General features: G+C 46.4%; 19 protein-coding genes. 16 read left to right on the top strand and 3 right to left on the bottom strand.

Annotated features, from left to right (window positions below):
• Positions 1 to 65: 65 nt before the first annotated feature.
• The 8 genes from nrdR (at position 66) to pgpA (ending at position 6,145) form a co-directional block, all read left to right on the top strand.
• Complete coding sequence (gene nrdR, locus M1D72_RS18170) at positions 66 to 515, top strand: transcriptional regulator NrdR (RefSeq protein ID WP_390188916.1); 450 nt, start codon at positions 66 to 68, stop codon at positions 513 to 515.
• Positions 516 to 525: 10 nt separating this feature from the next.
• A complete protein-coding gene (ribD, locus tag M1D72_RS18165) occupies positions 526 to 1,620 on the top strand; it encodes a bifunctional diaminohydroxyphosphoribosylaminopyrimidine deaminase/5-amino-6-(5-phosphoribosylamino)uracil reductase RibD (protein WP_456296102.1) in 1,095 nt (364 codons plus the stop codon).
• A 7-nt stretch (positions 1,621 to 1,627) separates the two neighbouring features.
• A complete protein-coding gene (locus M1D72_RS18160; RefSeq protein ID WP_456296101.1) occupies positions 1,628 to 2,284 on the top strand; it encodes a riboflavin synthase in 657 nt (218 codons plus the stop codon).
• A 61-nt stretch (positions 2,285 to 2,345) separates the two neighbouring features.
• Positions 2,346 to 3,458: a bifunctional 3,4-dihydroxy-2-butanone-4-phosphate synthase/GTP cyclohydrolase II gene (gene ribBA, locus M1D72_RS18155; RefSeq protein ID WP_456296100.1), complete on the top strand. Its 1,113-nt coding sequence runs from the start codon at positions 2,346 to 2,348 to the stop codon at positions 3,456 to 3,458.
• Positions 3,459 to 3,606: 148 nt separating this feature from the next.
• Entirely contained in the window at positions 3,607 to 4,077 is a 471-nt protein-coding gene (gene ribH / locus M1D72_RS18150; protein WP_390188920.1) for a 6,7-dimethyl-8-ribityllumazine synthase, read from the top strand.
• Positions 4,077 to 4,544: a transcription antitermination factor NusB gene (gene nusB, locus M1D72_RS18145; protein ID WP_456296099.1), complete on the top strand. Its 468-nt coding sequence runs from the start codon at positions 4,077 to 4,079 to the stop codon at positions 4,542 to 4,544. The genes ribH and nusB overlap by 1 nt, the downstream gene beginning before the upstream one ends.
• A 108-nt stretch (positions 4,545 to 4,652) precedes the next feature.
• Positions 4,653 to 5,621, top strand: coding sequence for a thiamine-phosphate kinase (gene thiL / locus M1D72_RS18140; protein ID WP_390188922.1), 969 nt, complete (start codon positions 4,653 to 4,655; stop codon positions 5,619 to 5,621).
• A gap of 8 nt (positions 5,622 to 5,629) precedes the next feature.
• Positions 5,630 to 6,145 carry a phosphatidylglycerophosphatase A gene (gene pgpA / locus M1D72_RS18135; RefSeq protein WP_456296098.1) on the top strand — a complete coding sequence of 172 codons (516 nt, stop codon included), beginning with the start codon at positions 5,630 to 5,632 and terminating at the stop codon, positions 6,143 to 6,145.
• 71 nt (positions 6,146 to 6,216) lie between these two features.
• Here pgpA and M1D72_RS18130 read toward each other — a convergent pair whose 3' ends face one another.
• The 3 genes from M1D72_RS18130 to map form a co-directional block, all read right to left on the bottom strand.
• Entirely contained in the window at positions 6,217 to 6,600 is a 384-nt protein-coding gene (locus tag M1D72_RS18130) for a DUF3461 family protein (RefSeq protein WP_390188924.1), read from the bottom strand.
• A gap of 118 nt (positions 6,601 to 6,718) precedes the next feature.
• Positions 6,719 to 9,343 carry a bifunctional uridylyltransferase/uridylyl-removing protein GlnD gene (gene glnD, locus M1D72_RS18125; RefSeq protein WP_456297427.1) on the bottom strand — a complete coding sequence of 875 codons (2,625 nt, stop codon included), beginning with the start codon at positions 9,341 to 9,343 and terminating at the stop codon, positions 6,719 to 6,721.
• 107 nt (positions 9,344 to 9,450) lie between these two features.
• A complete protein-coding gene (map, locus tag M1D72_RS18120) occupies positions 9,451 to 10,329 on the bottom strand; it encodes a type I methionyl aminopeptidase (protein ID WP_456296097.1) in 879 nt (292 codons plus the stop codon).
• Positions 10,330 to 10,693: 364 nt separating this feature from the next.
• Here map and rpsB point away from each other — a divergent pair, with 364 nt between their 5' ends.
• From rpsB to rseP, 8 genes are all read left to right on the top strand, one after another.
• A complete protein-coding gene (gene rpsB, locus M1D72_RS18115; protein ID WP_390188926.1) occupies positions 10,694 to 11,422 on the top strand; it encodes a 30S ribosomal protein S2 in 729 nt (242 codons plus the stop codon).
• Between the two features lie 131 nt (positions 11,423 to 11,553).
• The gene (gene tsf, locus M1D72_RS18110) at positions 11,554 to 12,396 is read left to right on the top strand and encodes a translation elongation factor Ts (RefSeq protein ID WP_456296096.1); all 843 of its coding nucleotides are present in this window, start codon (positions 11,554 to 11,556) and stop codon (positions 12,394 to 12,396) included.
• A gap of 201 nt (positions 12,397 to 12,597) precedes the next feature.
• Positions 12,598 to 13,329: a UMP kinase gene (gene pyrH / locus M1D72_RS18105; RefSeq protein ID WP_390188928.1), complete on the top strand. Its 732-nt coding sequence runs from the start codon at positions 12,598 to 12,600 to the stop codon at positions 13,327 to 13,329.
• A gap of 97 nt (positions 13,330 to 13,426) precedes the next feature.
• Positions 13,427 to 13,984, top strand: coding sequence for a ribosome recycling factor (gene frr / locus M1D72_RS18100; RefSeq protein ID WP_390188929.1), 558 nt, complete (start codon positions 13,427 to 13,429; stop codon positions 13,982 to 13,984).
• A gap of 99 nt (positions 13,985 to 14,083) precedes the next feature.
• Positions 14,084 to 14,836 (top strand): isoprenyl transferase, encoded by a 753-nt coding sequence (locus M1D72_RS18095; protein WP_390188930.1) that lies wholly within the window; start codon positions 14,084 to 14,086, stop codon positions 14,834 to 14,836.
• A 16-nt stretch (positions 14,837 to 14,852) separates the two neighbouring features.
• Complete coding sequence (locus M1D72_RS18090; protein ID WP_390188931.1) at positions 14,853 to 15,695, top strand: phosphatidate cytidylyltransferase; 843 nt, start codon at positions 14,853 to 14,855, stop codon at positions 15,693 to 15,695.
• A gap of 51 nt (positions 15,696 to 15,746) precedes the next feature.
• Positions 15,747 to 16,955: a 1-deoxy-D-xylulose-5-phosphate reductoisomerase gene (ispC, locus tag M1D72_RS18085; RefSeq protein WP_390188932.1), complete on the top strand. Its 1,209-nt coding sequence runs from the start codon at positions 15,747 to 15,749 to the stop codon at positions 16,953 to 16,955.
• On the top strand, positions 16,952 to 18,310 hold the full coding sequence (gene rseP / locus M1D72_RS18080; protein WP_456296095.1) for a sigma E protease regulator RseP: 1,359 nt from the start codon (positions 16,952 to 16,954) through the stop codon (positions 18,308 to 18,310). The genes ispC and rseP overlap by 4 nt, the downstream gene beginning before the upstream one ends.
• The last annotated feature ends 11 nt before the right edge of the window (positions 18,311 to 18,321 follow it).

Genomic DNA, 18,321 nt, shown 5'->3' with positions numbered 1-18,321 from the left:
TTCTCAATTCCGGTAAACTAGCCAGCGACTTGTGAAAACAAGCTGTTGCATAATGTGGAGGTGATATGCATTGTCCTTTTTGTTCTGAAAACGATACCAAAGTGATCGATTCTCGTCTGGTCGCTGATGGCCATCAAGTGCGCCGTAGGCGTCAGTGTCTGGCGTGTAATGAGCGTTTTACTACCTTTGAAACGGCTGAACTTGTGATGCCAAAAGTCGTGAAGTCAAATGGCAACCGAGAGCCTTTTGATGAAGACAAAATGGCTGGGGGCATTCAACGGGCACTTGAAAAACGCCCAGTCAGTGCTGATGCCATAGAGCTTGCGATTAGCATGATTAAATCTCAGTTACGGGCAACCGGAGAACGAGAAGTACCGAGTAAGATGATTGGTAATCTAGTTATGGACCAATTAAAAGAATTAGATAAAGTCGCGTATATCCGTTTCGCATCGGTATATCGCAGCTTTGAAGACATTAAAGAGTTTGGTGAAGAGATCGCTAAACTCGAAGACTAACAGGAACATCATGGCTACGCCTTTCGATTTTCAAATGATGGCTCGAGCAATAACGCTGGCTAAAAAGGGGCGTTTTACCACGGCGCCAAATCCTAATGTTGGTTGTGTGATCGCCCAAGGTGAGGAGATTGTCGGCGAGGGGTTTCATTTTCGTGCAGGAGAGCCTCACGCTGAAGTGCATGCACTAAGAATGGCAGGGGAGCGAGCACAAGGAGCCACGGCTTATGTCACTCTTGAGCCCTGTTCGCATTTTGGTCGCACGCCACCGTGTGCGCTCGGCTTAATTGATGCGAAAGTGGCGAAAGTGGTGTGTGCGATGCGAGACCCCAACCCTCAGGTTGCCGGAAAAGGCATTGACATGCTGCGCCAAGCTGGGATTGAGGTTGAAATCGGTGTTTTAGAGCAAGAGGCATATCAACTCAATCGCGGTTTCTTCAAACGTATGGAAACCGGCATGCCGTTTGTGCAGTTAAAAATGGCTGCCAGTCTCGATGGGCAAAGTGCGCTTGCTAACGGTCAAAGCCAGTGGATCACCTCCCCACCGGCAAGACGTGATGTACAGCAGTTTCGTGCTCAGGCTGGCGCTATTTTATCGACCCAAAAAACCGTTAGTGATGATGATGCTTCGTTGACCGTACGTTGGCACGAGCTCCCCCAATCTATTCAAGCGCAATACCAGCAGCAAGATTTACGTCAGCCCGTTCGTGTTATTTTGGATCGGCAAGCAAAGCTTGCGCCGCAACTTAAGTTATTTCAGACACAAGGAGAGATTCTTGTGGTCGGTGAAAAAGGGGATATATCGGCGTCACTGGGCCCCAATGGACAAATTTCTCTCTCTGCTCTTTTCGCTGAGTTGGCAAAAGCGCATAATATCCAGCATATTTGGGTTGAAGCAGGCGCATCGCTTGCCAGCAGTTTACTCCAAGAGCAGTTGGTTGATGAGTTAATTATTTACTTAGCGCCGAAGCTCATGGGAGGCGATAGCCGAGGTATATTTGCTGGGTTAGGTCTGACTAAGATGACTGAGGTTCCTGAACTGGAATTTCAAGACGTTCGTCAAGTCGGTGCGGATATCCGTATTATTGCTACACCGAAAACAAGATAGAGTCACTATGTTTACAGGAATTATTGAAGCTGTTGGTCATCTAAAAGCGATCACCGCAAAGGGCGAAGATATTACGATCACGGTAGACGCCAGTCATTTGGATATGTCTGATGTCCAACTTGGCGATAGTATTGCTACCAATGGCGTGTGCTTAACCGTGATTGATTTCGACGACAACAGCTACAGCGCGGATCTATCGTTAGAAACGATGAAAAAAACCGGGTTAACGCACTACCGAGTGGGTGATGCCGTAAATCTAGAGAAGGCGATGTTGCCTACCACGCGTTTTGGTGGGCACATTGTCTCTGGTCATGTCGATGGGGTCGGTGAAATCATTGAGCGTCATCAAGTTGGGCGTGCCATAGAGTTCTGGGTGGCCGTGCCTGAAGAAATCAGTCGTTATATTGCCGAAAAAGGATCCATTACCGTTGATGGCATTAGTCTAACGGTGAATGACCTACGCAAGAATGCGTTTAAATTAACCATCGTCCCCCATACTTCGGCGGAGACGACCATTGACCATTTCCATGTTGGGCGTATTGTGAATCTCGAAGTGGATGTTCTCGCTCGTTATATGGAGCGTTTGCTTGAGGCTCGTCAGCAAGAGTCGCAGCCTAAATCATCACTCACCATGGAATTTTTACAACAAAATGGTTTTGCCTAACCCCATTTTGATTCGCGACAACAGGCTTTATTGACCACTTTCCACGAATAGGAACAACACGATGCCAATTAGTACGCCACAAGAAATTATTGAAGATATTCGCTTAGGAAAAATGGTCATTCTGATGGATGACGAAGACAGAGAAAATGAAGGTGATCTGATCATGGCGGCGGAGTGCGTTACGCCAGAAGCGATCAACTTTATGGCGACTCACGGTCGAGGTTTGATTTGTTTGACCATGACCAAAGAGCGCTGTGAACGTCTTGGACTTCCTCCGATGGTTCAAGATAACAATGCACAGTTCACCACCAATTTTACGGTTTCAATTGAGGCGGCTGAGGGCGTGACCACTGGTATCTCTGCGGCTGACCGTTCGCGTACGGTACAAGCTGCAGTGGCCAAAGATGCCCAAGCGTCTGATTTGGTTCAACCCGGGCATATCTTCCCACTGGCCGCGCAAGATGGTGGTGTATTAGTTCGTGCTGGACACACCGAAGCCGGCTGTGACTTAGCGCGTATGGCTGGATTTGAACCTGCTGGGGTGATTGTTGAAATTTTGAACGCTGATGGCTCGATGGCGCGCCGTTCTGACCTTGAAGTGTTCTCCCAGCAGCACGATGTGAAGTTAGGCACCATTGCTGATTTGATTGAATATCGCAACAACACAGAAACCACCATCGAGCGCGTTGCCGAGTGTCTTCTCCCCACCGAATTTGGTGAGTTTAAATTAGTGACCTACCGTGATGTTATTGATAACCAAGTTCACTATGCGATGTGTAAAGGTGATGTTTCTTCTGATCCGGCGCCATTGGTTCGTGTCCACCTTCAAGATACATTTACTGACTTGCTACGCAGTGACCGCAATGCCGAACGCAGTTGGACACTGGAAAAAGCCATGAAACGTATTGGTGAGGAAGGCGGTGTGCTTATTGTCCTGGGTAACGAAGAGTCTCCAGAGCTTCTTATTCATCGCGTTAAGATGTTCCAAGCGCAAGACAAAGGTGAAGCGCCGACTTTAGCCAAAAAGCAAGGCACCTCGCGCCGTGTTGGTGTGGGTTCGCAAATTTTGGCGGATTTAGGCATCAGTGATATGCGCTTATTATCATCGACGAATAAAAAGTACCACGCTCTGGGTGGCTTTGGTTTGAATGTCGTGGAATACATCTGCGAATAAGGTTAAGGAAGCTCTTTGCTTCCTTCTCCATTTATTGTCACGCCTGATTTAAAGCGGTTTCCAATGCGAAATATCATTAGATATTGCTCACAAAATTGTGCTAGAATCCGGCGATTCTCACTTGATGAACATAGTTAAAGGAAGGCTTATGAAAGTGGTCGAGGGTGGCTTCCCAGCGCCAAATGCAAAAATTGCTATCGTTATTTCTCGTTTCAACAGTTTTATTAACGAAAGTCTATTGTCTGGTGCAATCGATACTTTAAAGCGTCACGGTCAAGTTAGCGATGATAACATTACCGTCGTTCGTTGCCCGGGTGCGGTTGAATTGCCTTTGGTAGCTCAGCGTGTTGCGAAAACACAAAAATATGATGCGATTGTCTCTTTAGGGAGTGTGATCCGCGGTGGTACTCCACACTTTGATTATGTTTGTAGTGAAATGAATAAAGGTCTTGCGCAAGTGTCATTGGAATTTAGTCTTCCAGTCGCATTTGGTGTTTTGACTGTTGATACTATCGATCAAGCTATCGAGCGCGCAGGAACCAAGGCTGGTAATAAAGGTGCAGAGGCTGCACTAAGCGCACTTGAAATGATTAATGTTCTTTCAGAAATTGATTCCTAATGGGGGCCTGTGTGAAACCAGCCGCACGTCGTAACGCACGTCGATTCGCTTTACAAGCAATCTATTCTTGGCAGATTACCAACGAAAATGTTGCCACAATCGAAGAGCAATTCTTATCCGGTGATAAGTATGATGAAGAAGAAAATCATGCTTCTGAACCTGCACTTTCTGCACCCGATACAGATGTCGCTTACTTCCGTGATCTGCTAACAGGCGTAGTGCTTAGTCACACTCAGCTCGATAGCAAAATTCGTCCATATACCTCTCGTCCAATGCAAGATTTGGATATGATGGAACTGGCATTGCTACGTTTAGCCATGTATGAAATGACACGTCGAGATGATGTTCCATACAAAGTGGTGATTAACGAAGCCATAGAGTTGGCAAAGGTGTTTGCTGCTGAAGAAAGCCACAAGTTCATCAATGGTGTGCTGGATAAAGCCGCACCGCATGTGCGCAAAAAATAATTGAAGATGAAGAAAAAGGTCAGCAACTGCTGACCTTTTTTATGTGGCTTGATGCCGATATCGGCATCAGACAACGTATTCGCTTAAGATCTTTTTTGAGACTTTAACATGTCTGGTGAATTTACTCTGATCGACAAATATTTCGTCGGTCGCCAAACCAATCGTAAAGATGTACTGCTGGCTGCAGGGGATGATTGTGCGTTAGTGAAACCTGGCGACAACGTTGCGATTGCTATCACGACGGATACCTTAGTGTGTGGTACCCATTTTGTTGCTGATGCAAATCCGGCTTGGGTCGCTCATAAGGCGCTAGCAGCGAACATTAGTGATCTTGCTGCCATGGGAGCAACACCCACTTGGGCATCGCTCGCTTTAACTTTACCCTCTGTTGATGAAACTTGGCTTGAAGCTTTTAGTGAGGCGTTTTTTCAGCTTGCGGATTACTTTGGTATTCAGCTTATTGGTGGGGATACCACCAAAGGCCCATTAAGTATTACGCTAACCGTTCAAGGAACGCTACCAGAGGGTAAGTCGCTCACGCGTTCTCAAGCTAAAAATGGTGATTGGCTTTACGTGACGGGACAACTCGGCGACAGTAAAGCGGGGTTAGATGTCATTCTTGATAAGTCATTGGCTGATAAACCCTATGCTCAAGTGCTAGAGCAGCGTCACTATCGCGCCACACCTCGAGTGTTAGTCGGGCAGGCATTACTCGGCTTGGCCAATTCGGCGATTGATATTTCCGATGGTTTAATTGCCGACTTACAGCATATATTAACGCGTTCACAAGTTGGCGCGACGATAGATGTTAGCCTGTTACCCTTGTCTTCCGAATTGCTGCAGTTTGTTGGTAGCCGCAGCACTGCGCAGCAGTATGCGCTTACCAGCGGAGAAGAATATGAGCTGTGCTTCACTGTTCCTGAAGAAAACAAAGGGATGATAGAAAGCGCATTGGCTCATTGCGGCGTTAAGGTCACATGCATCGGTCAGATTCGTCCCTATGGCGTATTTGAATTACATAACCAAGGTCAAGTCGTGGATTGGCAACTCGACGGTTTCGACCACTTTAAAGCATAAAGAACGCGATGAATTTTTCAGTATCACAAAACCCAAAGCAACGAATTCGCTTGAGTAATCCTTGGCACCTGTTAGCGACTGGGTTTGGCAGTGGGCTGTCGCCCGTTGTGCCAGGAACGATGGGAACACTGGCTGCTGTCCCGTTTTATTTCATACTCGCGAGTTTGCCTATCACTGTATACCTCGCCGTGGTGGTCATTTCTTCGTTTGTTGGGGTGACAATTTGTCAGAAAACTTCTGACGACATGGGCGTTCATGACCATGGATCCATTGTTTGGGATGAGTTTGTGGGTTTTTGGTTAACCATGCTACCTGTTGTGCTCCTGAGCGTGCCATTACAGGATTGGCGCTGGCCTATTGCGGGTTTTATCATTTTCCGTTTCTTTGACATGGTGAAGCCATGGCCTATCTCTTGGTTTGATAAAAATATCCACGGTGGCTTTGGCATTATGGTTGATGACATTGTAGCCGGTATTGTCTCTGGTATTGTCCTTTATGGTGTCGGTGCTTACTTCTGGCTATAGAGGCCACGATGACAGGTAAATGGCAATATAAAAAGGCTCCTAACAGGAGCCTTTATCTTGTTCATTATGCATCACTTCAGTTTTTCAAGATCCGCTTCAATCTCGGCAATTTTGTTGGAAACCACATTTTCCAAGTGGCTTAAATCCGCGAGAATTTTACGTTTAATGTCTTCTTCAGATAACGTTTCTGGCTTGGTGATTTGATTTAATTCATCGATCACTAAAGTTAGGTTACGACTGATTTCCGTGACTTCCCGGTATTGGTGACTGCCTCCATCAACCAGCACATTTTTAATTTGACGTGGAAACTTGAACTTGACGCTTTTTGCGAAGAACTCCCCTTTTTGTTTGAGAAAGTAAATCTTCAACACATCCTTATGCGCTTCTTGGCGTAGACTATAACGCTCAATTTGTTGCGGATCTTGTATCCCAAGAGCCGAGAGGTGTGGAAACATAGGCTACCTCAACGTTGAGTGATTAAAATAATCTTCTTTAACCTTACTTTAGCAGCCTATATTCGCCTCACCTAGCTGATTTTTCGTGCAACATAGCAAGTTGTGGGCAAGATCGCGCTTAATTTGGTGCTAACTCCGCCACGTTCTCAATCAAACGTTCACGTAAACTCTGCTGTTGGTCTTCATCCAATTTTAATCCGCTTTCATTGGTTATGATGAACAAGTCTTCCGCGCGCTCACCCATTGTTGTGATTTTGGCACCGTGAAGATGAATGCCAAAATCAGCAAAGGTTTCACCAACGGTAGCGAGTAACCCTGGAGTATCGAGCGCGACAAATTCCAATAAGCTGTGTTTTTTGCTGCGCGTTGGCAGAAAGTCCACTTGGGTGCGTACTTTAAAGTGTTTCAGTTGGCGAGGAATTCGCCGAGTGCGCAGTTCCTCAGTACGCCCTTGTTTTAGTGCTGCCATTAACTGGTTAATCAACACTTCATGTCGGCTCTCTTCAATCGAGTCTCCTTGTTGATCAAGGACGAGGAACGTATCGAGTACAAACCCATCTTTGCTGGTCATGACTTGGGCGTCGTGAACGTTGAAGTTTCGTCGATCAAGTTCGGCAACGACGGTCGCAAATAAGGCATGTTGGTCTTTGCAATAGACGAACACTTCAGTGCCGCCACGCGTTGCTTTTTTGCTAACCAAAATCATCGGCTGGTCAGGGTTTTCATGTGCCAGAATGTGGCTACAGTGCCAGGCGATTTGCTTATGAGTGTGGCGCAAGAAGTAGTCAGCTTTTAAGCGTTTCCATAAGCGTTCAATATCTTGAGCGGCGATGCCTTCTTTACGCAATAGTGCTGAGGCCATTTGTTGGTTGTGACGAATACGGTCACGGACATCAACCGGGTTTTCAAGCCCACGACGCAGTGCTCGCTGGGTGGAATAATACAGTTCGGCTAACAGTGTACGCTTCCAACTGTTCCAAAGTTCCGGGTTGGTAGCACAGATATCAGCCACCGTAAGACACACGAGATAATCCAAGTACTCTTCATCACGAACTTGTTTGGCAAATTCGGTAATGACCTCAGGATCGTAAATATCTCGGCGCTGTGCGGTCACGGACATCAAGAGGTGATGGCGAACCAACCATGAAACTAACTTGGCTTCAGGTTTGGACAATCCATGTTCAAGGCAAAAGTCATAAGCTTCTTCTGCACCGATTTCTGAGTGATCGCCCCCTCGGCCTTTACCAATGTCATGGAAAATGGCAGCCAAAATCAGCAGCTCTTTTTTCTGCATTTTCGGATAGATATCGCAGCAAATCGGATGACGTTCATGATTTTCTTCGTAGCTAAACATGTTGATATGCTTAAGCAGGCGAATACTGTGTTCATCAACAGTGTATACATGGAACAGGTCAAATTGCATTTGACCGACAATCTGGCTCCATTGAGGCAAATAGGCGGCGAGTACCCCGAGGTTATGCATCAACCCAAATGCACGATTGAGCGCATTGGGATGGCTGCACAGCGCCATGAATTTTTCTCGCGCTGCAGGGATGGTATGCAAAAACTTATTCAACCGACGGCGCGCGGTACGCAATTGACGCAATGTCGCCGGTGAAACCCCCTCAATCGTCGAGTCATTAGCGATATGGATGAACATATCCAAGATGGTTTCTGGACGCGCTTGGAACAGTACCGGTTTTCGTGCTTCGATAAGGTGCCCGCGTCGAAGGAAGTCGGCGCTTAACTCTTCCGGTTCTTCGTCGATGTAATTGTCCAAAATGGCTTGATCAAACAGTTTAATCAGCATTTTGTTGAGTTCTGCAACGCGGCGTAATGTGCGGTAGAACTCTTTCATCATCATTTCAACGCCGTGATTACCTTCACCACTGAACCCTAGGTGTTCTGCGACCTGTGCTTGATGTTCAAAGGTTAACCGGTTGTCGTAACGTTTTAATTCAATGTGCAGCGCAAAGCGCACGCGCCATAGAAAGTCCTGACATTCACCCAGTTCTCGGTATTCGGCATCCGTCAAAAAGCCAAAGCGGCTCATTTCAAATAATGAGGTGGCACCAAAATGGCGGCGAGCAATCCAGCTCAGAGTGTGAATATCACGCAACCCACCAGGAGTGGACTTGATATCCGGCTCAAGATTATAAGTGGTGTCGTGATAGCGTGCGTGGCGTTCCACTTGTTCTTGCACTTTGGCTTTATAAAAGGTTTCACTTGGCCAAAATGATTCAGAGTGGATGAGCAATTTTAACTGATGGAAGGTTTCTTCACAGCCACACAGTAATCGTGCCTCTTGCAAGTTGGTGGCGACAGTCAGATCGTCACGACCAATTTCGGCACACTCTTTCACCGTACGCACTGCATGACCAACTTCTAAGCGCAAATCCCAAAGAAGAGTGATGAATTCGCTAATTTTAGCCGCAACCGCATCCGATAAGCGGTTACGCGAGACCACCAAAATATCAATATCTGACAGTGGATGAAGTTCGCTACGACCATACCCTCCAACGGCGACAAGGCTGAGGTAAGGGTGCTGGTTGAAGCCAAAAGAGTCCCAAAGTCGATTGAGTAACATGTCGATATACTCTGCACGCCCATAGACTAAGTCAGCGACGGGTTGATGCTGAAGAAACGCGTCTTTTTGATACTCAGAAAACTGTTCAAGTTGCGATTTTAGCTCGCCAATCGTGAGCTGCTGCTGTGAAAAGGTGAGTGGTGCTTGATATGGCATAATACGACTGTCGTCCATGCGTTTACTTCCGTTGTAATGCAATATTTCACACTCTAGCAAATTGGTTGAGATAAAAAAATATCCCCGCGATGCGGGGATACAAAATGCTAGGCGTTGTTCATAAAGCGAGGAATACTTTCCTCTTTACGTAAGGTGAGGACTTCACAGCCCTCTTTGGTGACGACAATCGTGTGTTCATATTGCGCTGAGTTTTTGCCATCACCGGTATAGACCGTCCAATCGTCTTCCGCATCAACGGTAACACCGAACTTGCCAGCGTTGATCATCGGCTCAATGGTAAAAATCATCCCTTCTTTTAGTACGCGGCGGTCTGAGTTGCGGTAGTGAACGACTTGTGGCTCATCGTGGAACTCAGCGCCAATACCGTGTCCGCAGAAGTCTTTGACGATAGAAAACTTATGTCGTGGGTTCTTTTTGTTGTTTTCTTTGATGTATTTTTCGATAGCCGTGCCGATATCACTAACGGTTGAGCCGGGTTTGACTGTACGCATACCCACATAAAGGGCTTCTTGAGTCACCATGCACAGACGCTTATCCGCAGGAGACACATCACCGACTAAGAACATCTTAGAGGTGTCACCGTGGTAGCCTTCAGGGCGCACACTAAGATCAGCATCAGGGTCATTCGGTACAATGACCGTAATATCGAGGTTAACGATATCACCACTTTTCAATACTGCAGGTTTGATTTGACCATTCGCGCCCACTTCATCTTGTGACGCTGGAATGCCGTGACAAACGATATGGTTAATTGAGGTACAAATTGACTTTGGAAAGCCGTGGTAATCAAGCGGAGCCGAATACGCACCTCTCTCCAATGCATAATCGTGACAGATTTGGTTGAGTTCTTCTGTCGTTACACCTTCTTTGATGTAAGGCTCGATCATTTCAAGCGTATCGGCGGCGAGCGCACAAGCGATACGCATGCGTTCGATTTCTTCTGGAGTCTTGATTTTAATGGACATATGACTTTCTCTATTAATTCTATTGCACGACAATTGTGTGATTGCGCGCATTCTATCAGGAAGCGGGAAAAAAGTGTATTTGTCTTGTTTATGTCAAGTGTGGCAAATCGTTTAGGAAAATGCGCCACAATCGGCTAGGGTAAACAGTGCGCAAAACAATTTTTTCTAGCCACTAAGGGTAGAATTATGATATAAAGCGCGCCGGAACTTGGACCGTTTTTCTTCCGAAAGGGCGATGCGGGTCAATTCCATTAACTTTTATCTTTAAATCACACACATTCCGACACATATTCCGGGGTGCTGGGCAGAAGCCTAGTCGGAGTTATGGGGAATGTGGAGGCCTAACCCCATAGAGGAATTTAAAATGGCAACTGTATCAATGCGCGATATGCTAAAAGCTGGTGTTCACTTCGGTCACCAGACTCGTTACTGGAACCCAAAAATGAAGCCATTCATCTTTGGCGCTCGTAACCGTGTTCATATCGTTAACCTAGAAAAAACTGTACCAATGTTTAACGAAGCACTTGCTGAGCTAAGCAAAATTGGCGACAAGAAAGGTAAAGTTCTTTTCGTAGGTACTAAGCGCGCTGCATCTGAAGCTGTTAAAGAAGCTGCTATCGCAAGCAACCAATACTACGTAAACAACCGTTGGTTGGGTGGTATGCTGACTAACTACAAAACTGTTCGTCAGTCTATCAAGCGTCTAAAAGACCTTGAAGCTCAGTCTCAAGACGGTACTTTTGATAAACTTACTAAGAAAGAAGCTCTAATGCGTACTCGTGAAATGGAGAAGCTAGAGAAATCTCTTGGTGGTATCAAAGATATGGGTGGTCTACCTGACGCTCTATTCGTTATCGATGCTGATCACGAACACATCGCGATCAAAGAAGCGAACAACCTAGGTATCCCAGTTTTCGCTGTGGTAGATACTAACTCTAACCCAGACGGCGTTGACTACATCATCCCAGGTAACGACGATGCGATCCGTGCAGTTCAGCTATACCTGAACGCTGCTGCTGAAGCAGTAAATGAAGGACGTAACAACGACGTTGCTGAAGTTGCTGAAAAAGACGGTTTCGTAGAAGCTGAATAATAGCGGCTCTGTGTCCAAGCTTAGTCTGTGTGAAACCGAGTTGTAGCATAAACTAAGTATAGTTAGCATCAGGGGCCAAATCTTAAGGCCCCTGATTTTTACCCCGTACAGAATAAACTGAGGAATAGAGAATGGCTGTTACTGCTGCTCTAGTAAAAGAACTGCGCGAACGTACTGGCGCAGGTATGATGGAATGTAAGAAAGCGCTTGTTGAAACTGACGGCGACATCGAACTTGCAATCGAGAACATGCGTAAATCAGGTGCTGCTAAAGCTGCTAAGAAAGCAGGTAACGTAGCGGCTGAAGGCGCAATCATCATCAAAGACGCTGACGGTGTTGCAGTTCTTCTTGAAGTAAACTGCCAAACTGACTTCGTTGCAAAAGACGCGAACTTCACTGCATTCGCAGACCAAGTTGCTGACGCGGCTCTCGCTTCTAAAGCAACAGTTGAAGAGCTACAAGCTCAATTCGAAGAAACTCGCGTTGCTCTAGTTGCAAAAATTGGTGAGAACGTGACTATTCGTCGCGTATCTTATGTTTCTGGTTCTGCACTTGCTTCTTACCGTCACGGTGAGAAAATCGGTGTGGTTGTTTCTGGTGAAGGCGACGCAGAAACTCTAAAACACGTAGCAATGCACGTTGCTGCTTCTAAGCCAGAGTTCGTGAACCCAGAAGATGTTCCTGCTGACGTTGTAGAAAAAGAAAAAGCGGTTCAAGTTGAAATCGCAATGAACGAAGGCAAACCTGCTGAGATCGCAGAGAAAATGGTTGTCGGTCGTATGAAGAAATTCACTGGCGAGATTTCTCTAACAGGTCAACCATTCGTAATGGAACCTAAGAAATCTGTTGGCGAAATTCTTAAAGAGCGTGGCGCTTCTGTTTCTACTTTCGTTCGCCTAGAAGTAGGTGAAGGTATCGAGAAGAAAGAAGAAATGAGCTTCGCTGAAGAAGTTGCAGCAGCGCAAAAAGGTTAATCTTTAGCGTCGTTGTACAACAATTAGACCGTGGCCATGGCTACGGTCTTTTTGTGAATAGAGAAATAAAAATTTGCTTAGCCGTGACGAATAATGGCTCATTTCCTGCTTGTTGATGCACCTTTGAGACAAAAAAGGCGATAGAGTCTAAGCCGTTATTCTTGACTGTTAATAAACAATTCACTTTGGAAGGTAAGCTCCATGACTACGAACCCTAAACCAGCGTATCAACGTATTCTGTTAAAACTGAGTGGCGAGGCGCTACAAGGCTCTGAAGGTTTTGGTATCGATCCCGCGGTTCTCGACCGTATGGCTCAAGAAGTAAAAGAACTGGTTGAATTAGGGGTTCAGGTTGGTGTCGTGATTGGCGGTGGTAACCTTTTCCGTGGTGCTGGTCTTGCGGAAGCAGGAATGAACCGCGTTGTTGGTGACCACATGGGGATGTTAGCAACCGTAATGAACGGTTTGGCGATGCGCGATGCACTGCACCGTGCTTACGTGAATGCGCGCGTTATGTCGGCGATTCCATTGCAAAGTGTTTGTGATGATTACAATTGGGCAGATGCGATTCGCGAGCTGCGCCAAGGACGCGTGGTCATCTTCTCTGCAGGGACAGGGAACCCATTCTTCACCACCGATTCTGCTGCATGTTTGCGCGGTATCGAAATTGAAGCTGATGTTGTGCTCAAAGCGACCAAAGTTGATGGTGTATTTAGTGCAGACCCGGTAGCCAATCCAGATGCAGAGCTGTATGATAAGCTGTCTTACAATGCAGTTCTTGATAAAGAGCTTAAAGTAATGGATTTAGCGGCGTTTACTCTGGCCCGTGACCATAAAATGCCGATTCGCGTATTTAATATGAATAAGCCAGGCGCATTGCGTCGCGTGGTAATGGGTGAAGTGGAAGGAACGTTGATCAGTTCAGACGACTAATCACTGTTTAGCCTGCTGTTTTTAGAGCAGAATATCAGGCTATTCTTTTCAGCCCGCTAGGCTAAAGCCTAATAAAATCATACATTAAGGTGATATTGTGATTAACGAGATTAAAAAAAGTGCTCAAGAGCGCATGGATAAAAGTGTTGAAGCACTGAAAAATAACCTTTCTAAAGTCCGTACGGGCCGTGCTCATCCAAGCCTTTTATCAGGTATCAATGTTGAGTACTACGGTGCGCCAACGCCTCTAAACCAAGTTGCTAACGTTGTCGCTGAAGATGCACGTACACTGGCGATCACTGTATTTGATAAAGAGCTTACTCAAAAAGTTGAGAAAGCGATCATGCAGTCTGACTTAGGTCTTAACCCAATGTCAGCGGGCACGGTTATTCGTGTACCACTTCCACCGCTGACAGAAGAGCGTCGTAAAGACCTTGTGAAAATCGTTCGTGGCGAAGCTGAAGGTGGTCGTGTGGCTATCCGTAATATTCGCCGTGATTCGAACAGCGATCTGAAAGGACTACTGAAAGAGAAAGAAATTTCAGAAGATGAAGATCGTAAAGCGCAAGACGAAATCCAAAAAATCACCGACTTGGCGATCAAAAAAGTGGATGAAGCTCTAGCCGCGAAAGAAAAAGAGTTGATGGAAGTTTAATATTTCATACACTCCCTCAATATGAAAAACGCTGTGCTCGCAGCCCAGCGTTTTTTTATGCTACGCTTTGTCCCTTGCTGTTACTCAGACTAACCTCTTATGCATAACTCACAACTCTCACCTGAACAATTACCACAACATATCGCGATAATTATGGATGGCAATGGCCGCTGGGCGAAAGCTCGTGGAAAGCCAAGAGTGTTTGGTCATAAAAATGGCGTGAGCGCGGTTCGTAAAACCATCTCTTCTTCAGCGAAGTTAGGAATCAAAGCCGTTACTTTATTTGCATTTAGCAGTGAAAACTGGCGACGTCCGGAGGATGAAGTTGGCGTATTGATGGAGTTATTTATTTCTGTGCTATCAACAGAGGTAAAGAAACTACACAAAAATAATTTAAGGCTGCGTATCATCGGCGATAAATCTCGATTTAGCCGACGTTTACAAGAAAAAATCGCTCATGCGGAGGAGATGACCGCGAATAATACCGGAATGGTGATTAATATCGCTGCGAACTACGGTGGAAAGTGGGACATTACTCAGGCCGCAAAACGCGTTGCCGAAAGCGTCAAGCTTGGTCAAATTGAACCAGAAGATATTAACGAAGAGACGTTATCTCAGTACTTAACTATGGCTGATTTACCAGACGTTGATTTATTAATTCGTACTAGTGGGGAGTGCCGAATCAGCAACTTTATGTTGTGGCAGATGGCCTATGCTGAAATGTATTTTACCCCAGTATTTTGGCCTGAATTTGATGAAAGCTGTTTGATTGAAGCAGTGACCTGGTATGTGAATCGCGAGCGTCGATTTGGCTGTACAGGTGAGCAAGTCAAGGCGTTGATGGAATATTAAACAAGGACCTCATCATTTGAAGCAAAGAATAATAACCGCCGTTATCCTGGCGCCTTTAGTTATTGCTGGCATTTTTATGTTGCCTCTTCCTCTGTTCATTGCCGCTTTGGCGATTATTACCTTAATTGGTTTCTGGGAATGGACTCAGTTTGTCGGAGATGCGTCTCGCGTGATGACGTTGATTCCGGGTGTCGTGGTTAGTGCGCTAAGCCTTTATTTCATCCCTTTTGACAGCATTAGCCTAGACGCCGTAACTCACTCACATTTTGTGATGCTATGGTTGGGAACGATCTGGTGGATTATCGCCAGTGTGCTCGCGGTGACTTACCCGCGTTCATCGTCTCTTTGGAATCATTCCTCTCTATTACGTCATGCCTTTGGCATTTTGACCTTACTGCCGTTTTTTTGGAGTGTTATTCTTCTTCGTGCAGAGAACATGAGCGGCGACGTTTATCACGGTGCCAAATTAGTGCTGTTTGTTTGCTTAATTGTTTGGGCTGCAGATAGCGGCGCTTATTTTGCTGGAAAGAGTTTCGGCAAGCACAAAATGGCACCCAATGTTAGCCCGAATAAAACCATTGAAGGGTTGCTTGGCGGCATGGCCACCGCGCTTATTGCCGGTTGGGCTGCGGCTCAATATTTTGATATTCAGTTTGCGAGCTTTGGTGCGTTGCTAGTGACTACCTTATTGACCGTGATCATCTCAGTACTGGGGGATCTTGTCGAAAGTATGTTTAAGCGTGTGTCGGGTATCAAAGACAGCAGCAATATTATTCCTGGCCATGGTGGCGTATTAGATCGTATCGATAGCCTTACGGCAGCATTTCCTATCTTTACTCTTCTGTATTTTAGTTTCTAACGTAATGGGCCTGTAGCATACAGGCCCATTACATCAGCGGTTTGATATTATATGCGTAAGTTAACAATTCTTGGGGCGACAGGGTCGATAGGCGAAAGCACGCTTAAAGTCGTTGCTCAAAACCCAGAATCCTTTTCGGTTGTTGCATTAGTGGCAGGGAAAAATGTCGAGAAGATGGCGCAATTGTGTCAGCGTTGGTCGCCTCAATATGCGGTGATGTCAAGCGCAGAAGCGGCGCAGCAACTGACATTAAAGCTGCGCAATCTAGGTATTCATACCGAAGTCAGTTATGGCGTTGACGCCATGTGCCACGTTGCTGCTCTAGACGAAGTCGATTCAGTCATGGCCGCAATTGTCGGCGCGGCTGGATTACTGCCAACCATGGCCGCCGTAAAAGCGGGTAAGCGTGTGTTACTTGCGAATAAAGAAGCGCTGGTCATGTCTGGGCAACTGTTCATTGATGCGGTTGAGCAGTACGGAGCTGAACTGCTGCCCGTCGATAGTGAGCACAATGCCATCTTCCAATGCCTACCTAGTGAAATTCAAACTCAGCTTGGCCGTTGTGATTTACGTGCTCATGGGATTAACCATATCTTATTAACGGGCTCTGGCGGTCCATTTCGTTACACAGATATTCAAACGCTTGCCAGTGTTACGCCTGAGCAGGCGATTGCCCACCCGAACTGGTCGATGGGACCGAAAATATCGGTCGACTCAGCGACAATGATGAATAAAGGCCTCGAATTTATTGAAGCTAAATGGCTGTTCAATGCCGCGCAGTCGCAGTTGAAAGTGCTGATTCATCCTCAATCTGTTATTCACTCGATGGTGCAGTATAAAGATGGTTCGGTCATCGCGCAGATGGGGGAACCCGACATGGCAACGCCGATCGCTCAAACCATGGCTTATCCCCAGCGGGTTGAGGCAGGCGTAAAGCCCTTAGATTTCACTCGAGTTGGTGAGTTAACTTTCCTTGAGCCGGATTTTAACCGTTATCCTTGTCTTAAATTAGCCATAGAGGCGTGTTATGAAGGGCAACATGCAACTACAGCGCTGAACGCAGCCAATGAGGTGGCGGTTGCGGCTTTCCTTAACCGCGAGCTTGGATTTACCGATATTGCGGTGGTGAATGAGCAGGTAATGTCACAAATTGTCGCTCAGAACACTCAGTTACAAAACCATGACTTGGAAAGCTTAATTGAGCTGGATAGAATGGCTCGATTAATTGCGGGTAACATTATAAGTGGACGAAAACTATGACAGGCATTCTATGGAACCTGGCTTCTTTTATTGTCGCATTGAGCATTTTGGTTGCTGTTCATGAATTTGGTCATTTCTGGGTAGCACGCAAATGTGGCGTGAAAGTCGAGAAGTTTTCCATCGGTTTTGGTAAATCGCTCTGGAGCCGAGTCGCAGCGGATGGCACTGAATACAGTATCTCGATGATTCCGTTGGGTGGTTTTGTCAAAATGCTTGATGGGCGAGTGGATGATGTTACTCCTGAACAGCAGCAATTTGCCTTTGATAAAAAACCTTTGTGGAAGAGAACGGCGATTGTGTCCGCCGGGCCTATCTTTAACTTTCTATTTGCCATTGTTGCGTACTGGCTGGTGTTTCTAATCGGTGTCCCTGCGGTCAAACCCGTTGTCGGTGAGGTGGCGCCGTCGTCTATTTCTGCTCAAGCAGGAATCTCATCAGGTATGGAACTTAAAGCCGTCTCTGGCGTCAAAACCTCGGATTGGGAATCAGTCAATATGGAGCTTATTTCGCATATTGGTGATGACCGTATGACGTTAACCGTGGTGCCTGTTGATGGGATTGGCGTTGAAGAAACCAAAGTTCTCGATCTTCATGATTGGAACTTTGACCCAGAAAACGAGTCTGCTATGGAGGCGTTGGGGTTTAAACCTTATACGCCAGAAGTTTCCACGCAGTTAGCGATGGTTTCTGAGCAAGGGGCTGGTTACCAATCCGGGCTGCGAACGGGCGACACTTTGCTCGAGATGGATGGCGTTGCCATCACTTCGTGGCCACAAGTGGTACAAAAAATTCAAGCCAGCGCGAGCACACCGATAGAAACGGTGATTGAGCGCGATGGTCAACAACGCAGTATCACCTTTACGCCCGCTGAGAAGGCAGGTAAAAACGGTGAATCTATCGGCTTTGCCGGTATTGCTCCCGAGGTGGCAGAGTGGCCCGAGAATTACCGTTTTGAACTGCAATACGGTGTTCTTGAGTCTGTCGGCAAAGCGGTAGATAAAACCGGTCAAATTATCGGTTTAACTGTCAGCATGTTGAAAAAGCTGGTCGTTGGGGATGTTGGGCTGAACAATCTCAGCGGTCCTATCTCGATTGCCAAGGGCGCGGGAGCGACGGCTGATTATGGGTTGGTTTATTTTCTAGGTTTTCTCGCTTTAATCAGTGTGAACCTCGGTATTATCAATTTGGTTCCATTACCTATGCTAGACGGCGGTCATTTGTTGTTTTTCGCTGTCGAGGCTGTTATTCGACGTCCTGTTTCCGAAAAGGTGCAGGAGATGGGTTACCGTTTAGGTGGTGCAATTATTTTTTCTCTGATGATAATTGCGATATTCAATGATTTTGCACGCCTGTAAGCAGGGCATAG

The organism is Vibrio sp. AK197 (genome assembly GCF_053903115.1).
The sequence above is the reverse complement of the archived record's forward strand: the minus strand, read 5'-3'. Positions and strand labels throughout refer to the sequence as shown.

Bases quoted from the DNA above. Each gene is read 5' to 3' on its own strand.
- tsf (WP_456296096.1), top strand. From the start codon at position 11,554: ATGGCTGTTACTGCTGCTCTAGTAAAAGAACTGCGCGAACGTACTGGC.
- M1D72_RS18095 (WP_390188930.1), top strand. From the start codon at position 14,084: ATGCATAACTCACAACTCTCACCTGAACAATTACCACAACATATCGCG.
- ribH (WP_390188920.1), top strand. From the start codon at position 3,607: ATGAAAGTGGTCGAGGGTGGCTTCCCAGCGCCAAATGCAAAAATTGCT.
- rpsB (WP_390188926.1), top strand. From the start codon at position 10,694: ATGGCAACTGTATCAATGCGCGATATGCTAAAAGCTGGTGTTCACTTC.
- nrdR (WP_390188916.1), top strand. From the start codon at position 66: ATGCATTGTCCTTTTTGTTCTGAAAACGATACCAAAGTGATCGATTCT.
- glnD (WP_456297427.1), bottom strand. From the start codon at position 9,343: ATGCCATATCAAGCACCACTCACCTTTTCACAGCAGCAGCTCACGATT.
- ribD (WP_456296102.1), top strand. From the start codon at position 526: ATGGCTACGCCTTTCGATTTTCAAATGATGGCTCGAGCAATAACGCTG.
- map (WP_456296097.1), bottom strand. From the start codon at position 10,329: ATGTCCATTAAAATCAAGACTCCAGAAGAAATCGAACGCATGCGTATC.
- ispC (WP_390188932.1), top strand. From the start codon at position 15,747: ATGCGTAAGTTAACAATTCTTGGGGCGACAGGGTCGATAGGCGAAAGC.
- pgpA (WP_456296098.1), top strand. From the start codon at position 5,630: ATGAATTTTTCAGTATCACAAAACCCAAAGCAACGAATTCGCTTGAGT.
- nusB (WP_456296099.1), top strand. From the start codon at position 4,077: ATGGGGGCCTGTGTGAAACCAGCCGCACGTCGTAACGCACGTCGATTC.
- M1D72_RS18160 (WP_456296101.1), top strand. From the start codon at position 1,628: ATGTTTACAGGAATTATTGAAGCTGTTGGTCATCTAAAAGCGATCACC.
- thiL (WP_390188922.1), top strand. From the start codon at position 4,653: ATGTCTGGTGAATTTACTCTGATCGACAAATATTTCGTCGGTCGCCAA.
- M1D72_RS18130 (WP_390188924.1), bottom strand. From the start codon at position 6,600: ATGTTTCCACACCTCTCGGCTCTTGGGATACAAGATCCGCAACAAATT.
- ribBA (WP_456296100.1), top strand. From the start codon at position 2,346: ATGCCAATTAGTACGCCACAAGAAATTATTGAAGATATTCGCTTAGGA.
- rseP (WP_456296095.1), top strand. From the start codon at position 16,952: ATGACAGGCATTCTATGGAACCTGGCTTCTTTTATTGTCGCATTGAGC.
- pyrH (WP_390188928.1), top strand. From the start codon at position 12,598: ATGACTACGAACCCTAAACCAGCGTATCAACGTATTCTGTTAAAACTG.